General features: G+C 45.0%; 22 protein-coding genes. 20 read left to right on the top strand and 2 right to left on the bottom strand.

All coding sequences use genetic code 11. From position 1 onward, the window contains the following. The first annotated feature begins 131 nt into the window (after nt 1-131). The 15 genes from GJR95_RS24490 to GJR95_RS24420 all read left to right on the top strand — a co-directional run bounded on the left by GJR95_RS24490 (nt 132) and on the right by GJR95_RS24420 (nt 13,036). A complete protein-coding gene (locus GJR95_RS24490; RefSeq protein WP_162388371.1) occupies nt 132-659 on the top strand; it encodes a hypothetical protein in 528 nt (175 codons plus the stop codon). After that, nucleotides 649-2,223, top strand: coding sequence for a hypothetical protein (locus GJR95_RS24485; protein WP_162388369.1), 1,575 nt, complete (start codon nt 649-651; stop codon nt 2,221-2,223). Before GJR95_RS24490 ends, GJR95_RS24485 begins: the two co-directional genes overlap by 11 nt. A gap of 299 nt (nt 2,224-2,522) precedes the next feature. Next, nucleotides 2,523-2,843, top strand: coding sequence for a hypothetical protein (locus GJR95_RS24480; protein WP_162388368.1), 321 nt, complete (start codon nt 2,523-2,525; stop codon nt 2,841-2,843). Nucleotide 2,844: 1 nt separating this feature from the next. Then, entirely contained in the window at nt 2,845-4,152 is a 1,308-nt protein-coding gene (locus tag GJR95_RS24475) for a phage portal family protein (protein WP_162388367.1), read from the top strand. Continuing rightward, nucleotides 4,133-5,119, top strand: coding sequence for a DUF6712 family protein (locus GJR95_RS24470; protein ID WP_162388366.1), 987 nt, complete (start codon nt 4,133-4,135; stop codon nt 5,117-5,119). Before GJR95_RS24475 ends, GJR95_RS24470 begins: the two co-directional genes overlap by 20 nt. A gap of 36 nt (nt 5,120-5,155) precedes the next feature. Beyond that, on the top strand, nt 5,156-5,968 hold the full coding sequence (locus GJR95_RS24465) for a PRKR-interacting protein 1 (RefSeq protein WP_162388365.1): 813 nt from the start codon (nt 5,156-5,158) through the stop codon (nt 5,966-5,968). Further along, complete coding sequence (locus tag GJR95_RS24460; RefSeq protein WP_162388363.1) at nt 5,887-6,558, top strand: hypothetical protein; 672 nt, start codon at nt 5,887-5,889, stop codon at nt 6,556-6,558. Before GJR95_RS24465 ends, GJR95_RS24460 begins: the two co-directional genes overlap by 82 nt. Nucleotides 6,559-6,753: 195 nt before the next feature. Beyond that, a complete protein-coding gene (locus tag GJR95_RS24455; protein ID WP_162388362.1) occupies nt 6,754-6,996 on the top strand; it encodes a hypothetical protein in 243 nt (80 codons plus the stop codon). Next, nucleotides 6,993-7,394 (top strand): hypothetical protein, encoded by a 402-nt coding sequence (locus tag GJR95_RS24450; protein ID WP_162388361.1) that lies wholly within the window; start codon nt 6,993-6,995, stop codon nt 7,392-7,394. Before GJR95_RS24455 ends, GJR95_RS24450 begins: the two co-directional genes overlap by 4 nt. A 285-nt stretch (nt 7,395-7,679) precedes the next feature. Next, on the top strand, nt 7,680-8,540 hold the full coding sequence (locus GJR95_RS24445) for a hypothetical protein (protein ID WP_162388359.1): 861 nt from the start codon (nt 7,680-7,682) through the stop codon (nt 8,538-8,540). 86 nt (nt 8,541-8,626) lie between these two features. Next, nucleotides 8,627-9,592 carry a TIR domain-containing protein gene (locus tag GJR95_RS24440; protein WP_162388358.1) on the top strand — a complete coding sequence of 322 codons (966 nt, stop codon included), beginning with the start codon at nt 8,627-8,629 and terminating at the stop codon, nt 9,590-9,592. Between the two features lie 101 nt (nt 9,593-9,693). Beyond that, nucleotides 9,694-10,011, top strand: coding sequence for a hypothetical protein (locus GJR95_RS24435; protein ID WP_162388357.1), 318 nt, complete (start codon nt 9,694-9,696; stop codon nt 10,009-10,011). A 6-nt stretch (nt 10,012-10,017) separates the two neighbouring features. Continuing rightward, the gene (locus GJR95_RS24430) at nt 10,018-10,485 is read left to right on the top strand and encodes a hypothetical protein (RefSeq protein ID WP_162388356.1); all 468 of its coding nucleotides are present in this window, start codon (nt 10,018-10,020) and stop codon (nt 10,483-10,485) included. Further along, a complete protein-coding gene (locus tag GJR95_RS24425) occupies nt 10,482-12,506 on the top strand; it encodes a DUF5977 domain-containing protein (protein WP_162388355.1) in 2,025 nt (674 codons plus the stop codon). The genes GJR95_RS24430 and GJR95_RS24425 overlap by 4 nt, the downstream gene beginning before the upstream one ends. A 2-nt stretch (nt 12,507-12,508) precedes the next feature. After that, nucleotides 12,509-13,036, top strand: coding sequence for a hypothetical protein (locus tag GJR95_RS24420; RefSeq protein ID WP_162388353.1), 528 nt, complete (start codon nt 12,509-12,511; stop codon nt 13,034-13,036). A 778-nt stretch (nt 13,037-13,814) separates the two neighbouring features. Here GJR95_RS24420 and GJR95_RS24415 read toward each other — a convergent pair. After that, on the bottom strand, nt 13,815-14,807 hold the full coding sequence (locus GJR95_RS24415) for a hypothetical protein (protein ID WP_162388352.1): 993 nt from the start codon (nt 14,805-14,807) through the stop codon (nt 13,815-13,817). 371 nt (nt 14,808-15,178) lie between these two features. Here GJR95_RS24415 and GJR95_RS24410 point away from each other — a divergent pair, with 371 nt between their 5' ends. The 5 genes from GJR95_RS24410 (at nt 15,179) to GJR95_RS24390 (ending at nt 22,261) form a co-directional block, all read left to right on the top strand. After that, nucleotides 15,179-15,625: a M15 family metallopeptidase gene (locus GJR95_RS24410; RefSeq protein ID WP_162388351.1), complete on the top strand. Its 447-nt coding sequence runs from the start codon at nt 15,179-15,181 to the stop codon at nt 15,623-15,625. 68 nt (nt 15,626-15,693) lie between these two features. Beyond that, nucleotides 15,694-19,344, top strand: a complete 3,651-nt coding sequence (locus GJR95_RS24405) for a hypothetical protein (protein WP_162388349.1) — start codon at nt 15,694-15,696, stop codon at nt 19,342-19,344. Continuing rightward, nucleotides 19,341-20,765, top strand: a complete 1,425-nt coding sequence (locus GJR95_RS24400) for a hypothetical protein (protein ID WP_162388348.1) — start codon at nt 19,341-19,343, stop codon at nt 20,763-20,765. Before GJR95_RS24405 ends, GJR95_RS24400 begins: the two co-directional genes overlap by 4 nt. A gap of 43 nt (nt 20,766-20,808) precedes the next feature. Beyond that, nucleotides 20,809-21,105 carry a hypothetical protein gene (locus GJR95_RS24395; protein WP_162388347.1) on the top strand — a complete coding sequence of 99 codons (297 nt, stop codon included), beginning with the start codon at nt 20,809-20,811 and terminating at the stop codon, nt 21,103-21,105. Between the two features lie 130 nt (nt 21,106-21,235). Next, on the top strand, nt 21,236-22,261 hold the full coding sequence (locus tag GJR95_RS24390; protein WP_162388346.1) for a restriction endonuclease: 1,026 nt from the start codon (nt 21,236-21,238) through the stop codon (nt 22,259-22,261). A gap of 53 nt (nt 22,262-22,314) precedes the next feature. On the opposite strand, the gene GJR95_RS24385 is transcribed toward GJR95_RS24390, so the two are convergent. Beyond that, on the bottom strand, nt 22,315-23,544 hold the full coding sequence (locus tag GJR95_RS24385; protein ID WP_162388345.1) for a site-specific integrase: 1,230 nt from the start codon (nt 23,542-23,544) through the stop codon (nt 22,315-22,317). Between the last annotated feature and the right edge of the window lie 145 nt (nt 23,545-23,689).

Below are 23,689 nucleotides of genomic sequence, written 5' to 3'. Positions count from 1 at the left end.
AATAATCCTTTGATGTTTAACCATAGGGTAAGCCATGGCCAAGTACAAAGCTACAACGGGGTGGTCTAAATCCGTCCTATTCTGCCGGTTGATGTACCTGTAAACTTGTCAAAACAGCGAATTAAACGGCAATGTCAAAGAAGATGTCATTGGTCAGGATGAAGAATAAGCTTCAGATTGACCCGGATAAAATGGATAAGTATTTGGAGCATTACCACAACGGGACGCCCTTGGACGGGGAAGGCGTCATGATGCTGGAACGCTACCGGAAGGCTTGGTCATGGCTATCCATGGGAAGACCCTATGAATCCATTATTTCCATGTTGATGAAAGAATATGGCCTTCAGGAACGCCAAGCCCGGTACATCATTTCAGAATCCGTTTTTCTTCATGGCAACGTCAATCACTTGGATAAAGCCGGAAAGAAGGTGGCTTCAGCCAATTTCTTCCGAATGGTGGCCAACCTTGCCTTGATGGAACGGGACTATGACGCGGCAACAAAGGCTTGGGAAAAGGCGGACAAATTGGAAGGCTTGAATGAGGAAGAAGAAGCCGGTTGGGACCCGGACGCTTTCAGTAAGCCGTCTAAAATTGTCTTCATTAACAACGTCAACGTCCTTCAACAGCACTTAAAAAAGCAGATGGAAGATGACGAATAAGAAAGAATCCATTCACCAAGTTTACGCCAACGCTAAACAACTCAAATTCATGAAGTCCCGGGCGGGACGGAAGACGTTTTTGGGTGGCCGTGGCTCGGGCAAAACCACAACGTCCGGCTATACGGTTGGGCAAATGTTTGAATTTTTGCCAAGGGCCAAGATTGTCTTGACCGGATTGACTTACGTTCAGCTTGATTTGATTGTTCTTCCTGAAATCAAGAACGCCTTGTCCCGGATGCGTTACGTTGAATATACCAAGTCAACACCATGGGGTGTCTATGTCATTGGACAACAGCCGCCGGACAATTGGCCCAAGCCCTATTCTTCGCCCGGAAAAAGAGGTTGGCAATACTGCATTTCCTTCATTAATGGATTCTGTATTCAACTGGTTAGTCAGGACCGCCCGGACTCTCAGCGGGGTATCAATTCAGACGGGGTCATTGCTGACGAATCGGCAACGCTTTCTGAAGATTTTTTAAATAAGATCATTCTTCCCGCCAAACGAGCCAATAAGTTAGCCCCATTCGCCAAAAGTCATCTACACCTTTGCTTCTATGATTTCACGTCCGCGCCTTGGACCGTGGAAGGTGGTTGGATGCTGAAGACGGAAGACGCGTGGAAGGCTGAATTGGAAGTTCGCGCCCGGATGACGGAAGATGAAAAGCTGAAGTCTCCCCCAAAAAATCTTTTCCTAGAAAGTACGTGGGAAGATAACCGGGACGTATTGCCAGACAACTATTATGCTGATTTAGAAGCCACGTTGGACGCCTTAACGTTGGACGTGGAAGTCTGGAACCGGCGTTTTACCCAACGCCCGGATGGGTTTTACCATAGCTTCAGTACCAATAAACACTGTTACGTTCAATCATACAGGTATGAATTTGATGACAAAACAAAGCTTCATCTTCATCAAACCAATGATTATAGGGAAGACCGGAAGTTAGAAGTGTCATTGGACTTCAATGCGGCAATTTGCTGGTTGGTCATCTGTCAGGAAATTGGGCGGGAATTCCGGACCATCAACAGCATATTCAAGAAGCCAGCGTTGAACGTTCAAACCAACCTGATTATCCAGTTGGCCCAAGCCTTTGACGCTACCTATGCCAAGCATCCAATCAAGGAAGTGGACGTGTGGGGGGACCCAAACGGGAAGTCCAAGAACGCGGCTACTTCAGACTCTAACAGGCCCTTCCTTGAACAGTTCTGTGACCATCTGATTAAGCAGGGTTGGCGGGTCAATAGAAGATACACTGGTTTCCTGTACCCAAGCCATAAGAACAAATACCTATTGATTAACCATCTATTAGAAGAAGGGTCAGAACGATTGCCAAAGCTTCGGTTTAATCAAAACCTTAATAAACCTTTACTTATAGCTGTACAACAGACCCGTATCACTGGTGACTTCAACAAGGACAAGGGAAGCGAGACAACAGCCAAGAACCGGGAGTATGCCACGGATGGAACAGACGCCTATGACTACATAGTATGGGGTAAGTACAAGAAGCTGATGCCAAGCGGGGTGAAGCGTGGCTTTAGCAACTCCATTGTCATCATAAGCCGGTAAAAAAATTCAGTCAAATTGTTACAGAGGTTTCAGCGTTAACGGCGTTTTATATTCCGTTTTTCAGTGTGGCAATTGCCATCGGCGGTAAAGGGCGGGTTGGGCTACCGTGTTTGATTGGGCTTGAAATTTGGGAAAACGGATTCAATGGTCTGTTTGATAGGATTTTGCAAATATTTTGACTGCAAAACCCTAGCAAACAGACCGTTTTTGTTGCCAAAAAACCGTCCTATTGTGGTCAAAATGATGGATGTAAGCTTGCATTGAATTCAATTGAACCGCCAAGGCGGTGGACCAAAGCAATGGCAGACGGAAAACAAGTCATTACCCTGAAAACCGTACTTCATGAGATTCAGGAAGCCGGAACGGAATTCAGCTTGAAATTCCGGAAAGAAGATGGGAGTATCAGCTTCAAAGCCCGGGTCAAGAAGAATCCGTCAAGCGTTAAGAATAAAGCTGCCGGATTTGTTGCGCCGGTGAAAAAAGACCTGCCAACGCTTCAGCGGAATATGAATAAATCCGGGGCGTTGATGCTGTATGACTGCCAAGCCGGAAAGACGTTTGAAGCCAAAATCCGGCGGTTGGTTGAATTCAATGGTATGATCATTTTCCATAACTATTGACATGACCAACATCCGGAAGTTAGGTTCCAATTTTTACGCCATTCAATCCGGTAAAGTCGGGGCGGTGGTTACGTTTGGCAACGCGGACACGTCTTATTCTGCCAAATCCAGTGGGGGCGCTGGAAGCCGTGGTGACTTTGTGCCATGGGGTCCTAAAAATGACCAATTGGCAATCATGCACCTGTTAGCGTCGGATTCGCCAAACAAGTGGCGATTGGTGAAGACGCGCCGTGACTTTGTCATTGGCCGGGGCATTTATACCCACATCGAAGAAAAAGCCGGACAAGCTTCTGACACGTTGTACGTACCAAGAAAGTTTGACGACTTTGAGACTTGGCGGCTTCTGACTGATTGGGACCGGGTTTGGATTCGGATGAATTTTCAGTTTGCATTCTCGGGCAACGTCTTTGTTAAATTCATCTTTGGGACGGACCGGAAGTTGGCTTCCATGGAAATTATTGACGCCTTCAAAATGAGAACCCGGAAGCTGAAGCCGGGTGAAACCCGAGTTTCAGCCTTCATCTTCAATGCCAACCACGGAACCAAGTGGTATAAACCCAAAGAAGATGAAATCATTCCGGCGTTTGATGCGGCCAACCCAACCCAATATCCGGTCTGTATTCTTCACCTTCATGATGACATTCCGGGTCAAGATTATTATGGGTTTGCGGAATGGTGGTCAACGGCCCAATGGACGAAAGTGGCCAACAAAATCCCGGTTTTCCATGACTCGGGCTTGGATAACGGCTACAATCTGAAGTATCATATTTCGATTCCGGACACCTACTTTGACCGGGATGACCAAACGGAAGAACAGAAGGAAGCCCTAAAGGTGGCCACGTTGAAACAGATGGGGGACACCTTGGCCGGAATTGACAACACGGACAAGGCGTTGGTGACGTTCCACAACGTTGACATCAACGGCAAAGAGATTGCCGGGGTAAAGATTACACCCTTGGACAACAAGATGTCTGATGACGCCTACACCGCTTTGTTCAATACGGCCAACGTTGCCCAAGCGTCCGGACATGGCATTTTGCCCACACTTGCGGGCATTGATACCGGCGGCAAATTGGGCGGGTCTGGCAAGGAACTGGAAGCCGCGGCCAACTATAGTCAAAACTTCATGACCTACGTGGACCGCTTCATTTTAACGACGCCGTTACGGATTGCCAAGGCAATAAACGGTTGGCCTTCCGAAATGCAATTTGACGTCCGGAACATTCAGCTTTATAACTACGATGTTACGCCAGCCAAGGCCGGTTCCAATCCAAATTCATCTGACAGTAATGACGAAAATGCTAATTAATTCGATGGAAGAACTGAAGGCCATATTGGGTGGCATTCAGAAAGCAATGTATTGGGCAACGTGGGAATCTTACGTCCGCCAAGCCGAAATGAAGTACATCATTCCGGCCATTGGTCAGGAATTGTATGACGAACTGACCGCCGTGACGGAGCCAACCAACGCCCAAAAGCCTTTGTTGACTCGGCTGAAGAATGCCGTGGCCTACTTCGCCTATATGGAAGCCCTTCCGTTTCTGGTAACGCAAACCGGGGACGCTGGGATAGTGATGTCAACACCGCCAAACACGGCCAACATTTCCAAATGGATGTATGTGGTTATCAATAAAGAAGTGTCGGCAAAGTCAGACTTCTGGTTAGAAGATTCACTTCAATGGCTGGAAAATCATGCGGCTTTGTTTGTGACGTGGACCGCTTCAGAAGCCTACACCATTAATCAGGGGCGCTTCATTTCATCGGCAACCCAATTGACCACGGCATTTCCAGCGGCCAAGAATTCCCGGCGGCTGTTTCTTGAGTTTCGCCAATACCTGTTCAATGAAGAAGACTTCCTTCAGACGGTCTTGGGGAGTGACTTCTTTGAATCGCTACAAACGCGGCTGACGAATCCGGCCAATGTCTTCACGCCCAAGGAAAGTACTGTGTTGCGGCTTGGCCGGAAGGCGTTGGCTCACCATGCGTTCATGAAGGCGCTTCCGTATTTGAATCTAAACGTTGATTACCGGATAGTTTCAGAAACGGACGGGATTGTCAACGAAGATGAACTGCCAGATTCCCGGTTAAATATGATTTTGGCGGATTGCCGGAAGGTTTCAGGGGATGCCGTGGCCGAACTGACTAAGTATCTGAATGCCAACGCGTCTTCCTTGATTTTTCCGGAATGGTTCAATTCTGAGCGTTACCGTCCGCCGGTGGCCTTACCCATGGAACGCTTCCCCAATACGTCAACGAATCCATTTTTTGTCCTGTAATCAAGATTTTCAAATCAATTTATCAACATGGTAGCCATGAATGAAGCCAGCAAAAGCCCGTTTACAGTAGTGAAATCAGAACAATCAACGCCCGTTCCCATGAACGGAAAGCCGTGGACACAACCAAACGTTGAAGCCGCCGGACTAACGGACGAAGAAGCCGACCTTCAACGGGAAGAACAACTTCTTCAGGAGAAGCGGGAACAAATCCGGCTAAAGAGAGAACAGGAAGCCACGGAAGCCCGGAACGCCCTACTTCTGAAACGGGACAAGGCCAAGGGAGCCGCCCAAAACTTCCGTCAAGAAGCGTTGAAGGCTACCAGTGAAGCGGATAAACGGTCCCTGTATGAGTGGGCAACGGAAGCTGATCATGAAGCGGCCATGATTGAAGCGGAATTGGGTATTGTGTCAAAAGCCGCCCAGGTTGCGCCGGAAAAACAACCCTTCCTGTTGCGCAACAAGGGAATTATGGCATTGCTTCAGGTTCTTGGCGTCATCTTGGCCATTATCTACTTCCATGGTCTGTTTGAAGGCTTTGGTTTAGATATTGCCGCCGACAACCTGAAGTTGCCTATTGAAAAGCAGCTTCAGCCGTATGACGCAACATCCATTCAAAAGCTGTTTTATGAAAAATTGGTAGTGTTTGTAGACCTGCCAATTGCCCTTCTGATTCTGTTTTTAGTCTCGCCGTTTGTCGGTTTTTATGTCCTACCATTCGTGAAGTCCAAGAAGGATTTTTACACCGAATTCTATGAGGACTTAACACCATGGCAAAGAACTTGTATTACTACAGCCGTTTGTTTGGGCTTATTATTTTTCTTGGCGTTGTCTCACAACGTCAAACCCTAGGGCAATCCAAGAAAGCTTCTTCAAAGCCGGTTGTTGCCCCAAAATGGAGGCAAAGACCGGCTTTGACGTTTGCGGATGAAACGGCCATGAGACAGGCGGTTTTTGATTCCGCGGCCCGTTTTGTTGGGATGACCGAACGAACCAACAACAATGATGCAACGTGGATAGCCATTATTAACCAATCCAATGGCCTTCCGGACCGGGCGCATTATTGCGCTTCCGCTTTCAACTACTGTCACGCCTTGAATGGAATCCGGCTTCCTGTTGGGGATGGAATTGGGATGGTCCGGTCATACTTCAGCAATGCCAAAACCATCATTTACCGGCGGAACGCCCGGGGCAATCAACGCAATACCATCAAGCCCAAGCGGATGGACGCGGTAAGTCTTTTTTACAGCCACATTGAAGGTATTGCCCAAGACGACTTTGACCCGGATGAAGATGACCGGGTGAAGTGTATTGGGTTCAATACGACCGGCGGGAAAGGCACAAAGGGCGGTTGCTACGTCAATTGGCGTAAAACCCGGGAAATCAAGCTGATTGCCAATCTTTTAAGCCCGTACTGGCAAAAATTGCACCCAGACAAATGACTAATTTTTTAAACGGCGGGGTCAATGATGACTTGTTTTTGGGCGGCTGCTTTGGTTTTGGGCTTGCCTGTTTTATCACGGCTTTATGCCTGATGTGGCCATTCAAATCAACGCCCGGGTTTCCGCCAACCAGTCCGCCCGAAATGCCGCCAAGAAAGAGTTTTCCAGTTCCAACCAATCAAACCAGTCAAACCAATGAACGAAAAATTGACACTACTGCAACGCCTTCAGTCCCCAACGCCAAGCTTCTATCAGAAAGCAACAAAAGTAGGTGTAATTGTGGCCATAGTTGCCGCCGGATTAACGGGGGTAAGTGACTACATGACAGAACATGAAATGGCAGTTCCGGGCTTGTTATCTGAAGCCATTAAAGTGGTTGGCTGGATTTCCGCCGGGATTGCAGGGTTTTCACGGTTTGGCGTCCGTTCTGAACAATGATATTGGCTGTACTGTCCAAGGCCCGGGCGTGGATTGCTCGGGATTGGAAACGGTTTGTGTGGGAAGTAGCCGTTGCCGGTGTGTTGGCAAGTGTCAGTTGGGGTGTTGGCTATTTCCTGAACAACCGGACGCTTCAGTCCTGTCAGGATGAACGGGAAGTATTACTGAAACAGGCTTCCGAATTCCAGCGGGTTAATGATCAGCTTTTATATGAAGGGCTTCTGAGTGCAAAGGATATACTAATCAGTGAAAAAGATGACGAAATATTGGCGCTTAAGCGGAAGGTTGCTTCTGACAGTATTCAGCATATGTCTGACATTGACGCTATCCGGGCAATCAATCAATACATCAAAGAAGGCAACGCCGGTGGCCGTGGAAGACAGCGTGAACCGGGTTAGGGAATACGTGACCAACGCCCGGGCGGTGTTGGATTCATTGAATCATTACGAGTTTTTAAAGGTCCGGACTGTACAACTACGGTCCGACCTTCAGAACTCCCAGAAAGAAAAATTGGGTCTAAAGCTTCAGGTTATCCGGGCGAATGTTCGGGCGGATAGTTGCCAGAAGGAAAACAGCCGGTTGACGCCCAAATTGAAGGCGTCCAAAGCGGAAAATTGGGTTTGGCGGTCTGCCGGTGTTTTGGCCTTGTTAAGTCTAACCGCCCAAGTGTTAAGCGTTTTCAAATGAAGAAAATCCGGATTGAATCAGAGTCATTTTTGATGCCCCAATGTTGGGGCGAAACAACCCAAGAACAGAAGTTGGCTTTGCTTCCGCTTCAGTTGGTTGATTTGAACGAAACGGGGGACCCGTCCGGCGCTGGAAGGTTGAAAGCGTTGGCGCTGAAAGTCCTATTGCCCGGGCTTGGCAAGTACGTTGACCGGATGGGAGATGACCAAATGTTTGCCCTTGGGCGGTTAGTGAAATGGGTTTGGTCAACCAAGATCACGGAAAAGCCCTTTGAATCATTTGCCATTGAAGATGCCAATGGCCGGTTGGTTACGTATCTACTTCCGGAAGATAACTATGCCAATACGTCCGCTATTGAAATTGCCATGGCTAACATTCATTACTTGGCTTTTACGCGTCCGGGAAAGCCAAATCCTTTGGGCGTGTTGGCCCTTATTGCGACACTTTGCCGACCGGCCCGGGCGGATTTGAAGAAGTTCCGGAAGTCGGTAGACTGGAATAATGACGCCCGGGAAGAATACAACACGGTGTTGGCTGAAGAACGGGCGGTTCAGTTTGCCAATTTGCCCTTTGGTGTGGTCATGGCCATAACCCAATATTTTGAAGCCATGAACGGACGATTCCTGAAGGCTTATAAAGATGTCTATGACCCGGACCCATTGGCGGAAGATGAACCGGCCATGTATCATAACGGGGAAGGCTTGGTAACAACACTGATGGATATTGCCAAGGTGGGCGTATTTGGGGATTTTGAAAAGGTCTGCAAACAGAATGCCCACACGGTTTGGCTGTATCTGCGTGACAATAGTTTGAAGATTAAACGGGCGAATGCTCGGGCGGAACTTCAAAACGACTGATATTTTTTTGTTGAGTGGGTAATCTAAAAAAACGGCTGAATTTCAGTCGTTTTTTTTAGTTTTGAAGAAAACTAAAAGTGAATAAAATGAACCACGGCCAACTCATTTGCCCATTTACAGATATTAAAGTTGATAAACGTAATCATGCCGATTCTTATCTATATGAAATACCTGTTGGAGAAAAAACATTGAAAGTTATGTTGCCTTCCAACTTTTCTAGTTGGAAGGCAATGCCTTTTTTTAAGGATAATAGACACATATTCGCTGGGTTATTTCTAAACGGACAGATTGTTGATTTTGATGATAACTACCCAGGTATAACAGTTAATCGTTTAGAGGAAGTGCTTTTACAAGGGCAATTTCCTAAGACTAATCAAGAGAAGTATGATAATTTATTTTTCCAATTATATGGGATGCAGGGATATGATGGCCAACCCGTAGCTTTCTATGATGTTGAAGATGTAACTAATCCATTCAATTATAAAAAATTGTTTTTTAAAACGCCCGGAGAGTTATTGTTTTACACAAAATCTTTAGAATTTGATAATTTAATTTTGTGTGATCATTCCAGAACTAAAGATAGTCCCATCTTTTATCTCGATGATTATAGCATTACGTTTAAGGGGCTTTCATATGCCGTGAGATTAGAAAATGAAGGTTCTAAGTCTAAAAGTTGCTTTATTGCTATGTCATTTGGTAAAGAAATGGGGCCAATAAGGGCGGCAATAAAGGAAGCTTGTATTGCAACTGGATATTCTCCTGTTGTTATTGACGAAGTTCATTTTGAAAGTGATACTACTATAAATGATGCCATTATAGCAAACTTGCGAAAAAGCAGATTTTGTATTGCCGATTTTACAGAACAAAAAATGGGCGTTTATTTTGAGAGTGGTTTTGCATTGGGTCAAGGAAAACAGGTTATATACTCGGTTCGCAAAGATTGGGCGGATAGATCACATTTTGACACTAATCATTTTCCCCATATACGATATAATGATCCTGAAGAATTAAAGCAGGCTTTAATTAATAAAATTCGAGCTTGGATTAGATAAGTTTTAGTAAGTGAATTTAAACCCGATCATTAAAATGATCGGGTTTTTTTGTGTCCTATCGGTTGGTGTTAGCGGCTTCTACCTTCAGCAAAAAAACAATAATGAGATACTACTGCCGATACGTACAAGGGTGGGCCATAAGAATGGACATCTACGCCAACCGGACCCGGATTGAAGGTCAGGTTGCCGATTTTGTTGAATGCGCCTTCCGGCCAAATACGACTATAGATAAGCTGAAGGCGAAAATTGAAGGCTACATCAAGACGCTTCCGGAAGCCGAACAAGCCAAGTTTAAAGTGACAAAGCAACGCAACGGGTCAATGAATACTTCAGACGGTGTTGTTGAATGGTTCCGGGTGTGTGTGCAGTACAAAAGCCGTTGGGTTATTAGTGTTCGTGAGCCACTTACTATCTTATAAGAAACTATGTTAACCGGCGATTTAAGAACCTTCATTGATTACTTCCGGACCTTCTGTACGAACCATCCGGATTTAAAATTCTTCATGTTTGGCGGTGTTGAAAAAGGCATAGAAGCCGCCCGGTCCTTCCCGGATTTTGATTACCCATTGCTATGGCTGGAAGAACCGATTATCAACACCACGGACAACACCATGAACCATGTCAATGACAAGTTCATGGTGGGCGTAACGGCGCTTCTGAGAGCGCCCGGGGATAACTTGGAAGCCCAAATTGACGCCTATACCAAAAGCCTTCAGATAATCACGGACCTTCAGGCCAAGCTACGAAAGGACAGACGAGCCGGGTTGATTCAGGTTGAGTTGGAAGGTCAACGGAAGCTTCCCGTTTCCCAATTGTGGATTGATGGACACTACGGGTTCAGGCTGGAATTTGGAATGGATTTGAATATTAACGCAACAATCTACGGGTCATGAGTACGTCTTATCTACCATTGAATTTGGCGCAAAATCCTATTGTGGTCAATGTGGATGCCGCAGACCCGGTGTTGATTACCGCCCGGGCGGGATTGCGTTATTATCTTGAATTGATGGTTCCGGATTTCTATGGAGCCAACACCTTTAGCCAGTTGGTTGAATTTGAACAAAGTGAAATTCCGCCGGAAGAAGTGGCCGGTGGTGTCATTTACCGGGGGGCGAATTTTGAACTTCAGGACCAATTGGATTCCTTGTTGTTCCGGAACGCGCCGGTATTTGATCAAACCGGGATTCGGGTGTGTGATGGACTAGTAACACCTTATTACGTTCATGCCCGAATTACCAATAATGATGATGCTGTTTATGAACACAACTTTCCGGTTGAATTTGCGATTAAGGCCGGGATTGCGGAACGGGACTTTTCCGTTTTTAAGAGCGATTTTTTCACGGCCTATATTGGCGTTAGTGGGAAGTTTCTGACGTGGTCTGAAGATGGAAAACGGGTGCAGATGAATCAACCCGAATTCCTGTATTGGTTAAGTAACTGTTCACCATTGCCTTCCCAATTGGCGCTTCGTTGTGAAGTGATTTATGCCAGTTTGAACACGGACCCGGAAGTCTTCACCGTGACCACTCTTTCCGGCGTGACAGCCATGACGGTGTATTGTTTGGCGGTTGGCCCGTCGGCGTTGGGGCTTATAGAAAAGGCGCTTCCTGTGGCTGGATACAAGGTTTGGTTGGAAGATCAAAATGGGGCTATGCTTTCAGAAGTTCGGACGTTCCGCGTTGACCCGGAATTCCGGCGGAATGTTCGTATTGTTCTGTTTGCCAATTCCTTGGGCGGTTTTGATACCATTTGTTTTACAGGTCAGGGGGAAGAATCGGTGAAGTTTACGCGTTCTGTGTCGGACCGTTATCCGGATTATGCCTTTGAGCCGCAATACTCGGAACAGATAATCAACGGGGTAACGGGTGAACGGGAATTGGCTGTAAATACGGGTTGGCTGAAGCCATATGGCCGGACCTACCTTCAGGAATTGTTGTTGTCTAAGGAACTCTACATTGTAACAGACCGGGCGTTTTTGCCACTGGTTCCGGTCACGGATTCCTTCCGGGCGGCTGTTGATGATGAAGGCCCAATTGGGCGGGAATTAATCTTCCGGTATGCCAACCCGGAACGCAACTTTTCCAGTCTTCCCAAGCGGGAATTTATCACGGTCAGGCCAACGGCTTGGCGTCCCAAGGCCACGGCTTGCTTGCTGGATAACAATGGACGCCGGACCGGAAAGAAGGGCGTCATGTTGCTGGAGAAGTACTATTTGGATGACAATACGCGGGTTCGGGAAGCGCCAATTAAACCGAATGTTCCCGGGACTGAAGGCTATATTGCGCCGGATAATTCGTTGGACTGTCAAGTCACGCCCTTTCTGTCTGCGGGGATTTCCCGGGCAACCACTTACGACCGTTCCAACTGTCCCAATGGTCAGGTTGGGGGACCGGCCATGATTGTCATTGCCGCCGGAACCTATGGCAGTGAATTAAGTCAGGCGGATGCTGACGCCAAGGCGGAAGCTGATTATAAGCGCCAAAACACCCAAGCTTATACGGACATTAACGGGACCTGTGTGGTTGCGCCAGAAATTTATGATTGGGCGGTTCCGGCTGGAAAGTGGCACTATAGGACCGGCAAACCGTCTAAATTGGATATTGTCTTCCGGGACACAAACAACTATCCGATTTGGGGCAATAGCTATTTCCTGCAAAATCAAGGCGGGGCCAATGTCTATCCATTCGGAAGCAATGATTTGGATTTTCCAGTTGGGGGAAGTGGTCATTGGGACATCCGGGTTTATGGCAATGCCGGAAGTAGTAAGCGGGTCCGGACCTACCGAAATGCGGTGTTGGTCAATACGTCTGACGTTACCTTAAATCAGGATGGTTATGAACAAGTGTCATGGTTGCCCGGTGGGTTCACCTTCAATTCAGGAGACAAATTATATATCCGTGTAGATGACTTATAAGGATGGATGAATTTTTGGAAGACTTTACAGAAGAAGCGGTTGAAATTGCCCGGGAAGCCGTGGAAGCATTCCGGCGCAACATTGAAGCCGCCGGACTGGAATTGACCGACGAACTAAAGCAGGATTTTCAATACCATGTCTTACGCTCGGTCAATATGCTAACCATGGAATTTGATTTCCGTCATTATGGCCGGTTTAAGGATATGAGCCAATTAAGATGGGGAATTCATATGCCGCCGGTGGAAGCCATGGAATTCTTTATTGAAAAGGTGGGCTTGGGTAAATTCGCCTATGTCTACGGCTATGAAGGCAAACAGGTTCCCACGGTCAAGAACGCAACCCGGCGGCTTGCTTGGGCCATTGCCATGGGAAGACGCCGGGTTCCTTCCGTAAAGCGGGACTACCGCGGAACGTGGTACAATGACGGCAAAATGAAGGTCATCAACGCGGCCAAACAGCGGGTCCGTTGGCGGGCTTCAGAATGGATTGCCTTGAATTTGAAGAAGCAAATGGAAGCGAAAGACTTGTAATAAAAAGGGAGCTGACTTTGGTAAAATACAAAATTGGCTCCCTGTTAGATGTTGTACTTTTATTAGTAGGGTTCTATAACTAAGAATATGTTAAGCGATTAAAGTCAGAATAAGCCAACCAGGGCTGTATTAAGAAAAATCAATAATTTACAATTTTCCTGTCAAAGCCATAGACAAAAAAGCTGGAATCAAAAGACTAAGGAGAGAACCTAAAAAGACAACGACGTATTTGAATATCTTACGCCTGACGATACTCCTCATTTGATATTCGTCTATTGATTTTACTTCTACTTTTTGGAGTAAATACCGGCTTATTTGATAATAAGGGTAGAGTACCAGAAGCCCGCAGATTAAGTACGTGAGAATATTTTTAGGTAATTGAAAAAGAGGTTGGTCGTAAGTGAGTAAAACAACGATAATACAAACCACTGATATGTAGTAGCCTAAAAATAAGGCTTTGAAACCAAAATTAAGATGCTCCCTCGCTTGAGAACGCCCTCTTAATTTGACGAGAAGAAAGTAATACCCCTCTCGTAATTCTCCCAAAACGCCCTCCATTTCTTGTTATATAAGTGGCATTATGTTATGTGAAATTTCTCAGATCAACCACTCTATAAGAGGCCTGAAAACAGGCAAAATTGTCCTTTGGAAAGGGGAAAAGAAAGTCTGGTATCATATAAATTGGCCTTATAAATTGCTAAAAGTACCTCTAAAAACGACTATTCAGTTAACTCGAATCCCATGTTAGTGGCAGTAAATATTCTTCGACTCACTTTTATCAAATGTCATACACTTGTTTTACACTCTTATTTCTTTTGACAAAATAGATAAGTAGAATTGAAATAAGCCCCAATATCATAAATATATCTCTATATAAATGATAGCTTAGCCATTCATCTCTTATAATTTTCCAGTTGGTTGGTATGGTTGTTGGCGTCCATGTAAGAAATAGGTCATTTATAGGCCTATTGTATTGCAAAGCAATATAAGTGTCGCATAACAGAAAAATCAATACGGCTATAATAAGCCATCCTTTAGTCTTGCTCTTTTCAATAAAGAAAAGAGCAGCAAGTAGTACTTCTAAAGAAACTATGAATGTGAATAATATTGGGCCAATTATTCTAATAGCTAAATCTAATGGACGGTGCATTTCAATTAAAGTTACCCCTGAAATTTCATACGTAATAGGGAAAAAGTAAAAATCATACAAACGTGCTGCACTAAGTCCCATAACAAAGGTTAGAAAAAATGCCAGCGCATTTTTTGAAAAATTCAGAAATCGGGATAGGCGTTTCACCTCCGTATTTTTCCCCTCAGATACAAAGTAAGTTATGACAAAACAAAGCCAACCTAATACACCCATCAAACTGTGAAGCCCAATATATTTCAACCAATCATCTTTTAGGCTAACCCAATCTGAAGGTACTTTGTCTGATGTCCAACCTACCATTTGGGAGGCAATTGGGTAAGCGTACTGTATGACCAAGAATACTCCGATAAGATTTGCCAGCAATGCAAGTAGAGTAAATAAACCTTTAATTTTCTGTCTGTCTTTAAAAAACAAAACTGCCTGAATGGTGAGAAAAATTACTGGAATCAGATCTAAGACAATAAGTCCCTTTACATGTACATATTTCTCTGCATTATTGAACCAATCAAGAAATGTTGCGAGATTGACCTTACCTTTTAATGAATCAGGCTCCCCATAGCCTGTGGTAGCGGATGTAGCCGTTAAGATAGTAGCTATGAATAGGAAAGTTTTTTTTAGCATATGTTGGGCGTGTTAGCTACCCCTATTGGCTGCTACTTCTTTGGTGATTTTTCGCCGGAAGGATCTCCGACCATCAATAGGAAGATAATTGTCGTGATTAGTTTTTTATTGGTGGTTGTTTTCGGGGCAATCACAAAAAACTTATAATACTGACTTTAAACTCCTTATTAAGCGGTAATTTTCTGTTCTATAATTTGCTATATGTTAACCCAAGGGCATTTAATGGCCTGATTAACGAAGTGAAAGTAATTATTTAGAATTACTTAGCAATAATGAGCTAATAATTAGGCACATATAAATTGTGTAAAAGGCGTCCTTCTGTGAGCGCGGGTTGGTGCTGAAGTTTGCTTCAGTATCAACCCGTTTTTATTATGGCTTCACGAAGTATTAATGACCTTCATCCATTGCTTGCCTATGCGTATGGGAAGGCGGAAATGGAATGGAAATTGACCAATCCCAAGCGGCCGGTTCCGTATCTGACGGCCACGTTTCGTTCCATGGCTGAACAAACGGCATTGTACAACCAACCGACCGATAAGCGGGACAACGATGGGGACGGCAAGGTTGACGAAGCTGACGAACGAGTGACCAACGCCAAGGCCGGGCAAAGCCCACACAATTTCAATCCGTCCTATGCCTTTGATGTGGCCTTCCTTGATAGTAAAGGGAATTCGGTATGGAGTGACCTGACGCTATTCAATGACTTTGCCAAGCTAGTCTTGAAGACGTCCGGAATCACTTGGGGGGGGAACTTCCTGACCTTGAAAGACCGGCCACATTTTGAGTTAACCGGGTGGGCAGGTATGCCCAAGAAATAGGCCAAAATGCTGTCCTATTATGGCAAAAAGCTTCAGTTCAACTTGACTGAAGCTTTTTTCATTATGCCATGAATAACACAGAAACAGCCAAGTTGAAGGTGGAAATTGAAGGGGATGAAGCGGATAAAACCCTTCTTTCCCTTCAGTCAGAAGCCAAAGAAATTAACAAGGCCCTTCGGGATATGAAGGCCGCCGGGGAAGAAGGGTCCGATGCGTGGAAGGAGTTGAAACTACGCCAAAAGGAAGTCAGTGAAGAAATTCGGGACATGGTGAAAAACGTGGACCTGAACAACGCGTCAATGGCTGAACTTCAGGCTAGTTCACGACTTCTAAACCGGGAACTTCGGGATCTGAAAGTTGGGTCTGATGAATGGATTGATAAAATGAAGGAGGTTCAGGAAGTGGACAGCCGGATTGAATCTGTCCGTAAAGAGGTCCGCGGACTGAAGGATGATGCAGAAGAACAAACCGGCGTTTGGTCTTCTTTTAAGGCCGGGTTTGCCGGTGCATTTACGTTTGAAGCCATTAAGGAAGCGGCTGAAGCGTTGTATGATTTTGGTCAGGATGTCTTGGAGACAACGGCCAAATTTGAGAAGTACAACGCTATTTTGGAAACGACCTTGGGCAGTTCGGAAGCCGGAGCCGCGGCATTCCAAATGCTTCAGGAGTTTGCCGCCAAGACCAACTTTGGCGTTGATGAACTGACAGATTCTTACATCAAATTAGCCAACCGTGGACTTCGCCCAGGTCAGGACGAATTGATGAAAATGGCAGATGTTAGTAATGCAACGGGTCATACTATGTTGGAGTTGACGGAAGCTATTAATGACATCAATAACACGGACCGTTGGAATAATATTGGCATTAAGTGTCAAACGATGGGGGACCAAGTCCAACTTTCCTTCAAAGGGATGACCCAGACGGTTGACCGGACTGAGGAAGGGGTTATGAAGGCCGTGGCCGCGTTTGGTGAAATGGAAGGCGTTGTTGGAATGACAACCAAGATTTCCGAAACCTTGGACGGTCAGTTGTCCAATATGGAAGACAACTTTGACCGGCTGAAGACAACGGTGGGCGGGGATTCCACGGACGCCTTCAAAGCCATGATTGGCGTAGGCAATGAACTGATTGACGCGTTTATTGACATCTGGAAGGGGACAACACCACTACGGGAAGGGCTTAGTGATGTGGTTGACGTTGGGGTCAGATTTGGGCAATCCATTGAAACCCTTATCCGGACACTGTTTGGCTATGATGACAAGGCCAAGGGAACAACCATTGTGGTTGATGCCATTACCGTGGCCTTCCGGCTGGTTGGGGGCGTTTTGATTGCGGCTGTGTCCGCCGTTGGGACAATGGTTGACGCTCTTTCCATCCTGATGAATAAGGGAAAAGAAGTGGCTAACTTCTTTGGCGCTGATTTTAAGATCAACCCGAAAGCCAACTTTGACACCCTGAAGGATAATATGGATAAGAACGCCAAAGCCATTGACAAGCTTTGGAGTGATAACGAAACCAAGCGGGAAGAAACGACCAAGAAGGCGGATGCCAACATCTTGAATAATACGGTCAAAAGTCAGCAAACCATAACGGCGGAAGCCAAGAAGGAAGCCGAAAAGAAGGCCCAAGCGGTTGAAAAAGCGGAAGCTGATAGCCTGAAGAAAATTCAGGATATGCAAGTCAAGGCCATTGCTGATGAACAGACCCGGAAGATTGCTGAAATCAATCTGCACTATGACCGGGAAGACGCGGCAATTAAAAAATCTGTTGCCAGTCAGAAAACCAAAGATGAACAGTTGGCGCTTTCGGCTAAAGAGCGAGAAACCAAAATAAATCAGACTGAAGAAGATTTCCGGAAGAAAAAGGAAAAGGCGGATGCTGATACGGAAGCCAAGTTGGACGCCCTTAGAATCAAAATGATTGCCGATGAATCGGCCCGGAAAATTGCCGAATTAAACGCACAATACGCCAGGGATAAAAAGTACATTGATGACCATATAACCGATACGGCCAAGCATGATGAAGCCATTAAGCTTTTGAATGACAAGCTGACGTTGGACATTACGGCAGTTAATGACAAACACCGCGCAGACGAACTCCAAAAAAACAACAAGAAACGGGATGACGAATTCCGGGCAACCAAACAGCTTTTTGATAATGAATTCAAGGAAGCGGTGGCTTTGTCTGATGCCAAGTTGGTCAATGCCAAAGACAATGCCAATGCCATTTATCAGGCTAAGTTGGACCGTTTACAAGCGGAATGGAATTACAACCGCCAAAAACTTCAACAGGAAGCGGCTGAAGAAAAGGCAAAGAATGAAGCCATGATTCAGGATGCCGATAGGCGAGCCAATGCAAACAAGGCGATTGATGACCGGCTGAAGGCTCAATTGACCGCCAATGACGTCAAGTATGAGTCTGACAAATCGCGGCTTCTGGATGAAAATTTGGCCAAGCGGAAGGCCAACACGGACCAGTTCTTTAGCGCCGTTGAATCGGCTATGGATGGGGATTATACCAAGTTCATGGAAATCCTTAATAAGAAGCTGAAGAATGATTCAACGGCCAATGATGACCGGCTGAAGAACTTCAGTAAGTCATCTGTGGCCATTTTGGATATTGCGAAGGATGCAACGGATACGCTGATGAAATTGAATCAGACGTATTTGGATAGTCAATTGGCCAAGATTAAAAAAGAAAAGGATGCTGAATTGGCCAAAGTCAAAGAATTGTATGACAAAGGGTTGCTTAGTAAAGAAGAATATGAATCGAAAACCGGCGAAATAAACGCCAAGTATGCAGCCATTGAGAAAGAAGAAAAGCTGAAAGCTTGGCGTCGTCAGCAAGCCTTGGCCATTACCCAAGCCATTATTGGCGGGGCGCAAGCGGCCATTATGTCACTGGCAACAATGGGTTGGCCCTTGGGCTTGATTGGTGTGGCGGCTGCTGCTGTGGCCGTGGCTACCCAAGTTAGTACGATTAAAAAACAGCAACCGCCCGACTATGCCAAGGGGGGCAAAGGCTACGTTAAAAATGCCGGTGTTGTAAAAGGGGACCGGCATGGAAGCCGGTACGGGGACGCCGGAATTGTCATGACTAACCGCCGGACGGGTGAAGAAGTTGGAGAGATGGAAGGGGATGAACCGTTCATGATTCTGTCCCGGAATACCTATAAAAATAATAAGCCGGTTGTTGATATGCTGTTGCATAGTTCGTTGCACCGCAATGGAGCGCCTATTTATGGCAACGGTGGAACGTATGGTGATTTTGTAGGCCGGACGCCTTCATTTGGCAAGGGTGGCTTGGGTGGCCGGAAGATGTATGTGGACGGGGGGATGGATTCAATTGATGACGGAAGCGGAATCCAATCCAGTCCACAATATCAGGACGCGTCAACAAGTACGGAGCAAACCCAAGCCCAAATTGAAAAGAGTCAGCGGTTAATGGATGACATTGCGACCAATACGGAAAATACGGTCATGAAGCTAAAAGACATTCAGGCGTTTTTGGCCGGTCCGTTTTTGACTACGCTTCAGAATCAAAGTGACGAATTTAGCAGCAACATAAAAGGTCAGGTTGGGTCCATGGTGGGTGAACAGAAAACGGCCAACGGATTCTTGGCCACAATTGCGGCCAAGGATTTAAGTGTTTCGGTCCATAACGTTGTCAATGTCATGAACCAAATCAATGTTGTTATCAACAAATCTGACTTTCAATGATTGATATACGAATAGAAGGGGAAAGTGTTGACCTGTTTAACGGGACCCGGTTGACCTTGGAAGGATTTAACCCAATGTTAGATTTCACCAAGGTTCCCGGGTCCCGGGTGTATGGCTTCAGCTTGCCCGATACACCCAAAAACCGCCGAATTTTAGGCTTCTTCAATCAAGCCCAAATCCCATACGTAAACCGGAAGTTTTATGCTGAAAAGTACGTCAATAGTCAGCTAATAGAACGCGGTTATGTAATGATTCAGGACGCGCCAGCGGGAAGCTATAATCTGTACTTTACCCAAAATTTAGGGGAAGTATTTGGCGATCTTCAAACGGCGCTGTTGCCAGACATCAACTTGGGTTCCATGGTTCTTCCGGCCACACTGGAAACCAATCCGGACTTGGCCACGGCGTCCGCGGTTTTCCCCATGATTGAAAACCCGGCCATGTATGGCAATCAAGGCGTTGGCGGCTTTAATGGTATCATAAATCGCTTTGATAACGGGCAATATGACACGGTTGGCCGGGTTCCCATGATGCCTTTACAGTGGCTACTAAATGCATTTGGCGAATTGACGGGTTGGCAGTTTGGCGGAAGCTTTCTTCAGGATGCCGACATCCGCCGGTTGTTGCTGTATAATCTGTATAGTTTGGACGGTCCGGGCGGTTCCGTCAATACCATTACGTTTCAGAATCACTTGCCTTTGTTGACCTTCCCGGGGATGGTTATGGCATTGCGGCAACTGTTCAATCTGTACATTGAATTTGATGTCCGCCGGAAAGTGGCTTCCATGGATTTGGTTGATGACTTGCTGAAGGCTGAAGTGAAGTTGGATTGGTCGGCAAAAGTTGCGCCCGAACATACAAAGGTTCCGGACCTCCAAAACAGGCTTGAACTTTCGTATAACATTGACACCAATGACGCCTTCATGAAGCCGATTCCGGCGGAATTCGATAAATACACCACGGCGGAAACCGCCCAAACCCTTGGGGGAAGTGTCACGCCAATCCGGTCCGCCTTTAGTACGCTTCTGACCAATCCGGCCACTGGCTTGGCCATGACATCCCAACCGGGCATTTCGCCCAATAATAAAGACAATACGAATCCGACCGGGCCAAAGCTTCTTTTCTTCAATGGCTTGGTTGACGGAAAGCCAGTGGCCACAAATGCCAGCGGTGGGAAGGCGCTGACATGGAGTGGACCGGGCAATCTGGTAGATACATATTGGCGGCAATTTGAACGCTTCAAAGCCAACACGTTCCTAATTCGGAAAGCGGTGGTTTGGACTCCGGCGGATTTGGCCCAATTCCGTTTCCGGAACAAAGTCCATATTCGGGGCGTGAATTATATGGTTGGCAGTTACAAGGCGGTATTGGGTGTTGATGCCAACGTCATTCCGGCGGAACTGGAACTTTGGAAGATATGAGGATTGTTTTTTAGTCTCAACTAAAAAATAAAACTTATAAGAGATGTTTATCGACGTAAAAGAAATCGGAACAAATAGGGTATTGACCCTCAGTATTTATGACCCTAATAATGAGTACATTAACTTATGGTTTGAGCTTCGCAAAGACCCTGATTTTGATGTGAATATAGCCTTGCTGCGTTGGTGGTCTAAAGTGCCGGATGACGCTAAAAATCAGGCATTTGCTGGTTATGAAGGAAATGAAAAAACTGATCCTGAATTAGCCATCTTAAAGCAAAACTTTGAGCCTAGATGGGTTGAAAACCATCCCAAACAACTTTTTTTTGTTGGTATTGGATAGCTTAATAAAAGCCCTTCCAAGTAGGGAGGGCTTTTATTCCATATAAAAGATAGCCTAACATAGCGACAACTACAGGTAAAAGCTTAAGTTGTATTTCTTTAAATAGCCGTATTGCATAGCATAAATTCTAATGAAAAAGAATGATACAGGTGGATGCGGAATACTAATAATTATATTTTTAGCCACTTTCCTAATGGCGATTGTTGCAAAATACCCATGGTATGCTTTATTAATTTTCGGTTGCTTTTTATTGATTTCATATAATTGGAATACTATTAACTATCACTTTTTCATGACCGAAGTGCAGAGACAAGCGCAGAGACAAGCTGAAGTTGAAAGGAAGGAATTAGAACAGAAAGAAATTAAAAAGGACGCTAAAAGAAAGAAATTGCTAGATGATAAGTCAGCATTACAACAGGAGTTAAGTGCGATACAAGAACGTAAGCGTCAGCTAAATTATAGTTATAATTTGGTAGAGCATTCTATCAATAGAATAGAGAAGGAGGCATTAGATATTTATAGGTGGAATCATTATAACGCTATTTATAATGAGATACATATCATTGATGAATACGGGGGTAAAGAATTTGAAAATTTTATTGCGAGACTATATACTAAGCTAGGCTATACTATTGATTTTCAATCTAAAGGAGCTGACCAAGGCGCAGATATAGTCATAAAGAAGCAGGGGATAAAAACGGTTGTTCAGATTAAAAGGTGGAAAAGCAAAGTAGGAAATAAAGCTGTGCAAGAGGTGTTAGGTGCAAAGCATTTTTACTCATGTAGTGAAGGGATTGTTATAACTAATTCTTTCTTTACTAAAGAAGCCATTGCATTGGCTAATTCTGCTAAAATTAAACTGATAGATAGAGATGCCCTAGCAAAATTGGTGTATCAATTTTCAGACAAGAAAGATGTGATTGTTCCCTTTGATAGGTTTAAGTATACTAACATTGAAAAACTTGTGAACCATATAGAAGCGAGCAAATTTCAATTGAAAGAAATAATCACTATGGATTTAGGTAAGATTGAAGAAATTAATCAACTATATGTTGAAACATTAAAATATAAACAGATATTAACTGATATCCAATTAGAAATGGATAGTCAGAATGAAAAGTTAAAAATGAATAGAATAGCTATAGATTTATTGTAAGAATATAAATCCACAAAAAAGCCCTTTCAACTTGAAAGGGCTTTTTTGTGGATTTATATTTGATTCTCGTCACCTTCTTGGGCGGTGTTTTCCAAAGATTGCTTTGATTTCTTGGAAGGTCGCCGGAAGCGGTCAAATACATTGATTTGTTCCTTCTTCCGGTTTTCACTAATATGAACATACTGCATGGTTGTTTGAATCTTGGAATGACCCATGTAGTTCTTGAGCGTTATGACATCCCCGCCCAATTCAATGAAGTTGGTTCCGAATGTATGACGGGCGGTATGAGTTCCCGGGCTAATATTCCATTCCATATGACGGGCAATGTCTTTTAATAGGTCCCGGGAATGTTGCTCTGAAAAGGTCTGAAACAACTTTCCGGCGGTCTTTTCGATGAATGATAAGGCCACGTCATGAAGGGGTATTGTGACGGGCTTAATCTTCTTATTGCGCGTTTTGTGCGGAACGATTACCAAGCAACCATCTTGAATGTTTTCCGCCCGGACACGTTGAATGTCGCTGATGCGTAAACCCGTAAAACAGCTAAACAGGAAGTGTTGTAAAACCCTACGCCAGTTGTCCGGCGTTTCTTGATCTTCATAAAGTTCAATCAGTTTTTCAACCTGTTCAATGGTCAGTACTTCAGGCAGGGTTTCAAATTGTCGAACCTTCACTACTTTGAAGGGATTGTCCATGACTATTCCATCCTGAATGGCCAGATTCACATACGTCCGTAAATCCTTTACATTCTTTTCTATGGTGTTTGGTGAATTCTTCAGCTTACTTTTCATCCAAGCCTTCCAATTCTCTATCAGCTTAGGGGTTAATTCATTAAAGGTTAACGATTCTTTATACTGCTTTAATTTGCTTAACGCTGCCTTCTGACTGGAATAAGTGGATTCTTCAATCTTCTTCCGTTTACGTCGATCTTCCAATTCATTGGCCCAAAAGACCAAGAAGTCCTGTTTGGTACGCCAATTATAGAAGTCCTTCTTGAGTTGATCAACGGACAATTCTTTTTTGGAAAGTCGATAGTGCAGGAAGATTTCATTGACCCGGCCAACTTGGGAATTAATGATTAATTGATAGTCATTGAATTCTTTGTCCGGGTTGCTTCTTGGCTTCAATTTGCCGGAAGTTTTGTCAAAATAATCCGGTGGCCAATTGATATTCAGGGGGAAACGCGTCATCTTCTTTTCAATAAATACCTGAAGATAAAGCGGACAGGTTCCATCTTTCTTTATGTAGTCATCCTTGATGATGACTTTGATAGAAGTCTTCATGATTGAGGGTAAACATCAAAATTTTTGTCGGAGAAAATTCGGAAATGTTTGTCCGTTTTGGACCATTCGGAAGTGACCTAGGAAAGTAAAAACCCGCATAGAAGGGCGCTATGCGGGTTTTTTGACTGTTGGGCGGTCCGGACGG

The sequence above is a fragment of the Spirosoma endbachense genome (genome assembly GCF_010233585.1).
GTDB classification, from domain to species: Bacteria; Bacteroidota; Bacteroidia; order Cytophagales; family Spirosomataceae; genus Spirosoma; species Spirosoma endbachense.
Note: the sequence above shows the minus strand (reverse complement) of the source record. Positions and strands in the feature narration are given on the sequence as shown.

What these genes read in the sequence shown, in the direction of transcription:
- GJR95_RS24490 (WP_162388371.1), top strand. Translation starts at nt 132, where the DNA reads ATGTCAAAGAAGATGTCATTGGTCAGGATGAAGAATAAGCTTCAGATT.
- GJR95_RS24485 (WP_162388369.1), top strand. Translation starts at nt 649, where the DNA reads ATGACGAATAAGAAAGAATCCATTCACCAAGTTTACGCCAACGCTAAA.
- GJR95_RS24480 (WP_162388368.1), top strand. Translation starts at nt 2,523, where the DNA reads ATGGCAGACGGAAAACAAGTCATTACCCTGAAAACCGTACTTCATGAG.
- GJR95_RS24475 (WP_162388367.1), top strand. Translation starts at nt 2,845, where the DNA reads ATGACCAACATCCGGAAGTTAGGTTCCAATTTTTACGCCATTCAATCC.
- GJR95_RS24470 (WP_162388366.1), top strand. Translation starts at nt 4,133, where the DNA reads ATGACGAAAATGCTAATTAATTCGATGGAAGAACTGAAGGCCATATTG.
- GJR95_RS24465 (WP_162388365.1), top strand. Translation starts at nt 5,156, where the DNA reads ATGAATGAAGCCAGCAAAAGCCCGTTTACAGTAGTGAAATCAGAACAA.
- GJR95_RS24460 (WP_162388363.1), top strand. Translation starts at nt 5,887, where the DNA reads ATGGCAAAGAACTTGTATTACTACAGCCGTTTGTTTGGGCTTATTATT.
- GJR95_RS24455 (WP_162388362.1), top strand. Translation starts at nt 6,754, where the DNA reads ATGAACGAAAAATTGACACTACTGCAACGCCTTCAGTCCCCAACGCCA.
- GJR95_RS24450 (WP_162388361.1), top strand. Translation starts at nt 6,993, where the DNA reads ATGATATTGGCTGTACTGTCCAAGGCCCGGGCGTGGATTGCTCGGGAT.
- GJR95_RS24445 (WP_162388359.1), top strand. Translation starts at nt 7,680, where the DNA reads ATGAAGAAAATCCGGATTGAATCAGAGTCATTTTTGATGCCCCAATGT.
- GJR95_RS24440 (WP_162388358.1), top strand. Translation starts at nt 8,627, where the DNA reads ATGAACCACGGCCAACTCATTTGCCCATTTACAGATATTAAAGTTGAT.
- GJR95_RS24435 (WP_162388357.1), top strand. Translation starts at nt 9,694, where the DNA reads ATGAGATACTACTGCCGATACGTACAAGGGTGGGCCATAAGAATGGAC.
- GJR95_RS24430 (WP_162388356.1), top strand. Translation starts at nt 10,018, where the DNA reads ATGTTAACCGGCGATTTAAGAACCTTCATTGATTACTTCCGGACCTTC.
- GJR95_RS24425 (WP_162388355.1), top strand. Translation starts at nt 10,482, where the DNA reads ATGAGTACGTCTTATCTACCATTGAATTTGGCGCAAAATCCTATTGTG.
- GJR95_RS24420 (WP_162388353.1), top strand. Translation starts at nt 12,509, where the DNA reads ATGGATGAATTTTTGGAAGACTTTACAGAAGAAGCGGTTGAAATTGCC.
- GJR95_RS24415 (WP_162388352.1), bottom strand. Translation starts at nt 14,807, where the DNA reads ATGCTAAAAAAAACTTTCCTATTCATAGCTACTATCTTAACGGCTACA.
- GJR95_RS24410 (WP_162388351.1), top strand. Translation starts at nt 15,179, where the DNA reads ATGGCTTCACGAAGTATTAATGACCTTCATCCATTGCTTGCCTATGCG.
- GJR95_RS24405 (WP_162388349.1), top strand. Translation starts at nt 15,694, where the DNA reads ATGAATAACACAGAAACAGCCAAGTTGAAGGTGGAAATTGAAGGGGAT.
- GJR95_RS24400 (WP_162388348.1), top strand. Translation starts at nt 19,341, where the DNA reads ATGATTGATATACGAATAGAAGGGGAAAGTGTTGACCTGTTTAACGGG.
- GJR95_RS24395 (WP_162388347.1), top strand. Translation starts at nt 20,809, where the DNA reads ATGTTTATCGACGTAAAAGAAATCGGAACAAATAGGGTATTGACCCTC.
- GJR95_RS24390 (WP_162388346.1), top strand. Translation starts at nt 21,236, where the DNA reads ATGAAAAAGAATGATACAGGTGGATGCGGAATACTAATAATTATATTT.
- GJR95_RS24385 (WP_162388345.1), bottom strand. Translation starts at nt 23,544, where the DNA reads ATGAAGACTTCTATCAAAGTCATCATCAAGGATGACTACATAAAGAAA.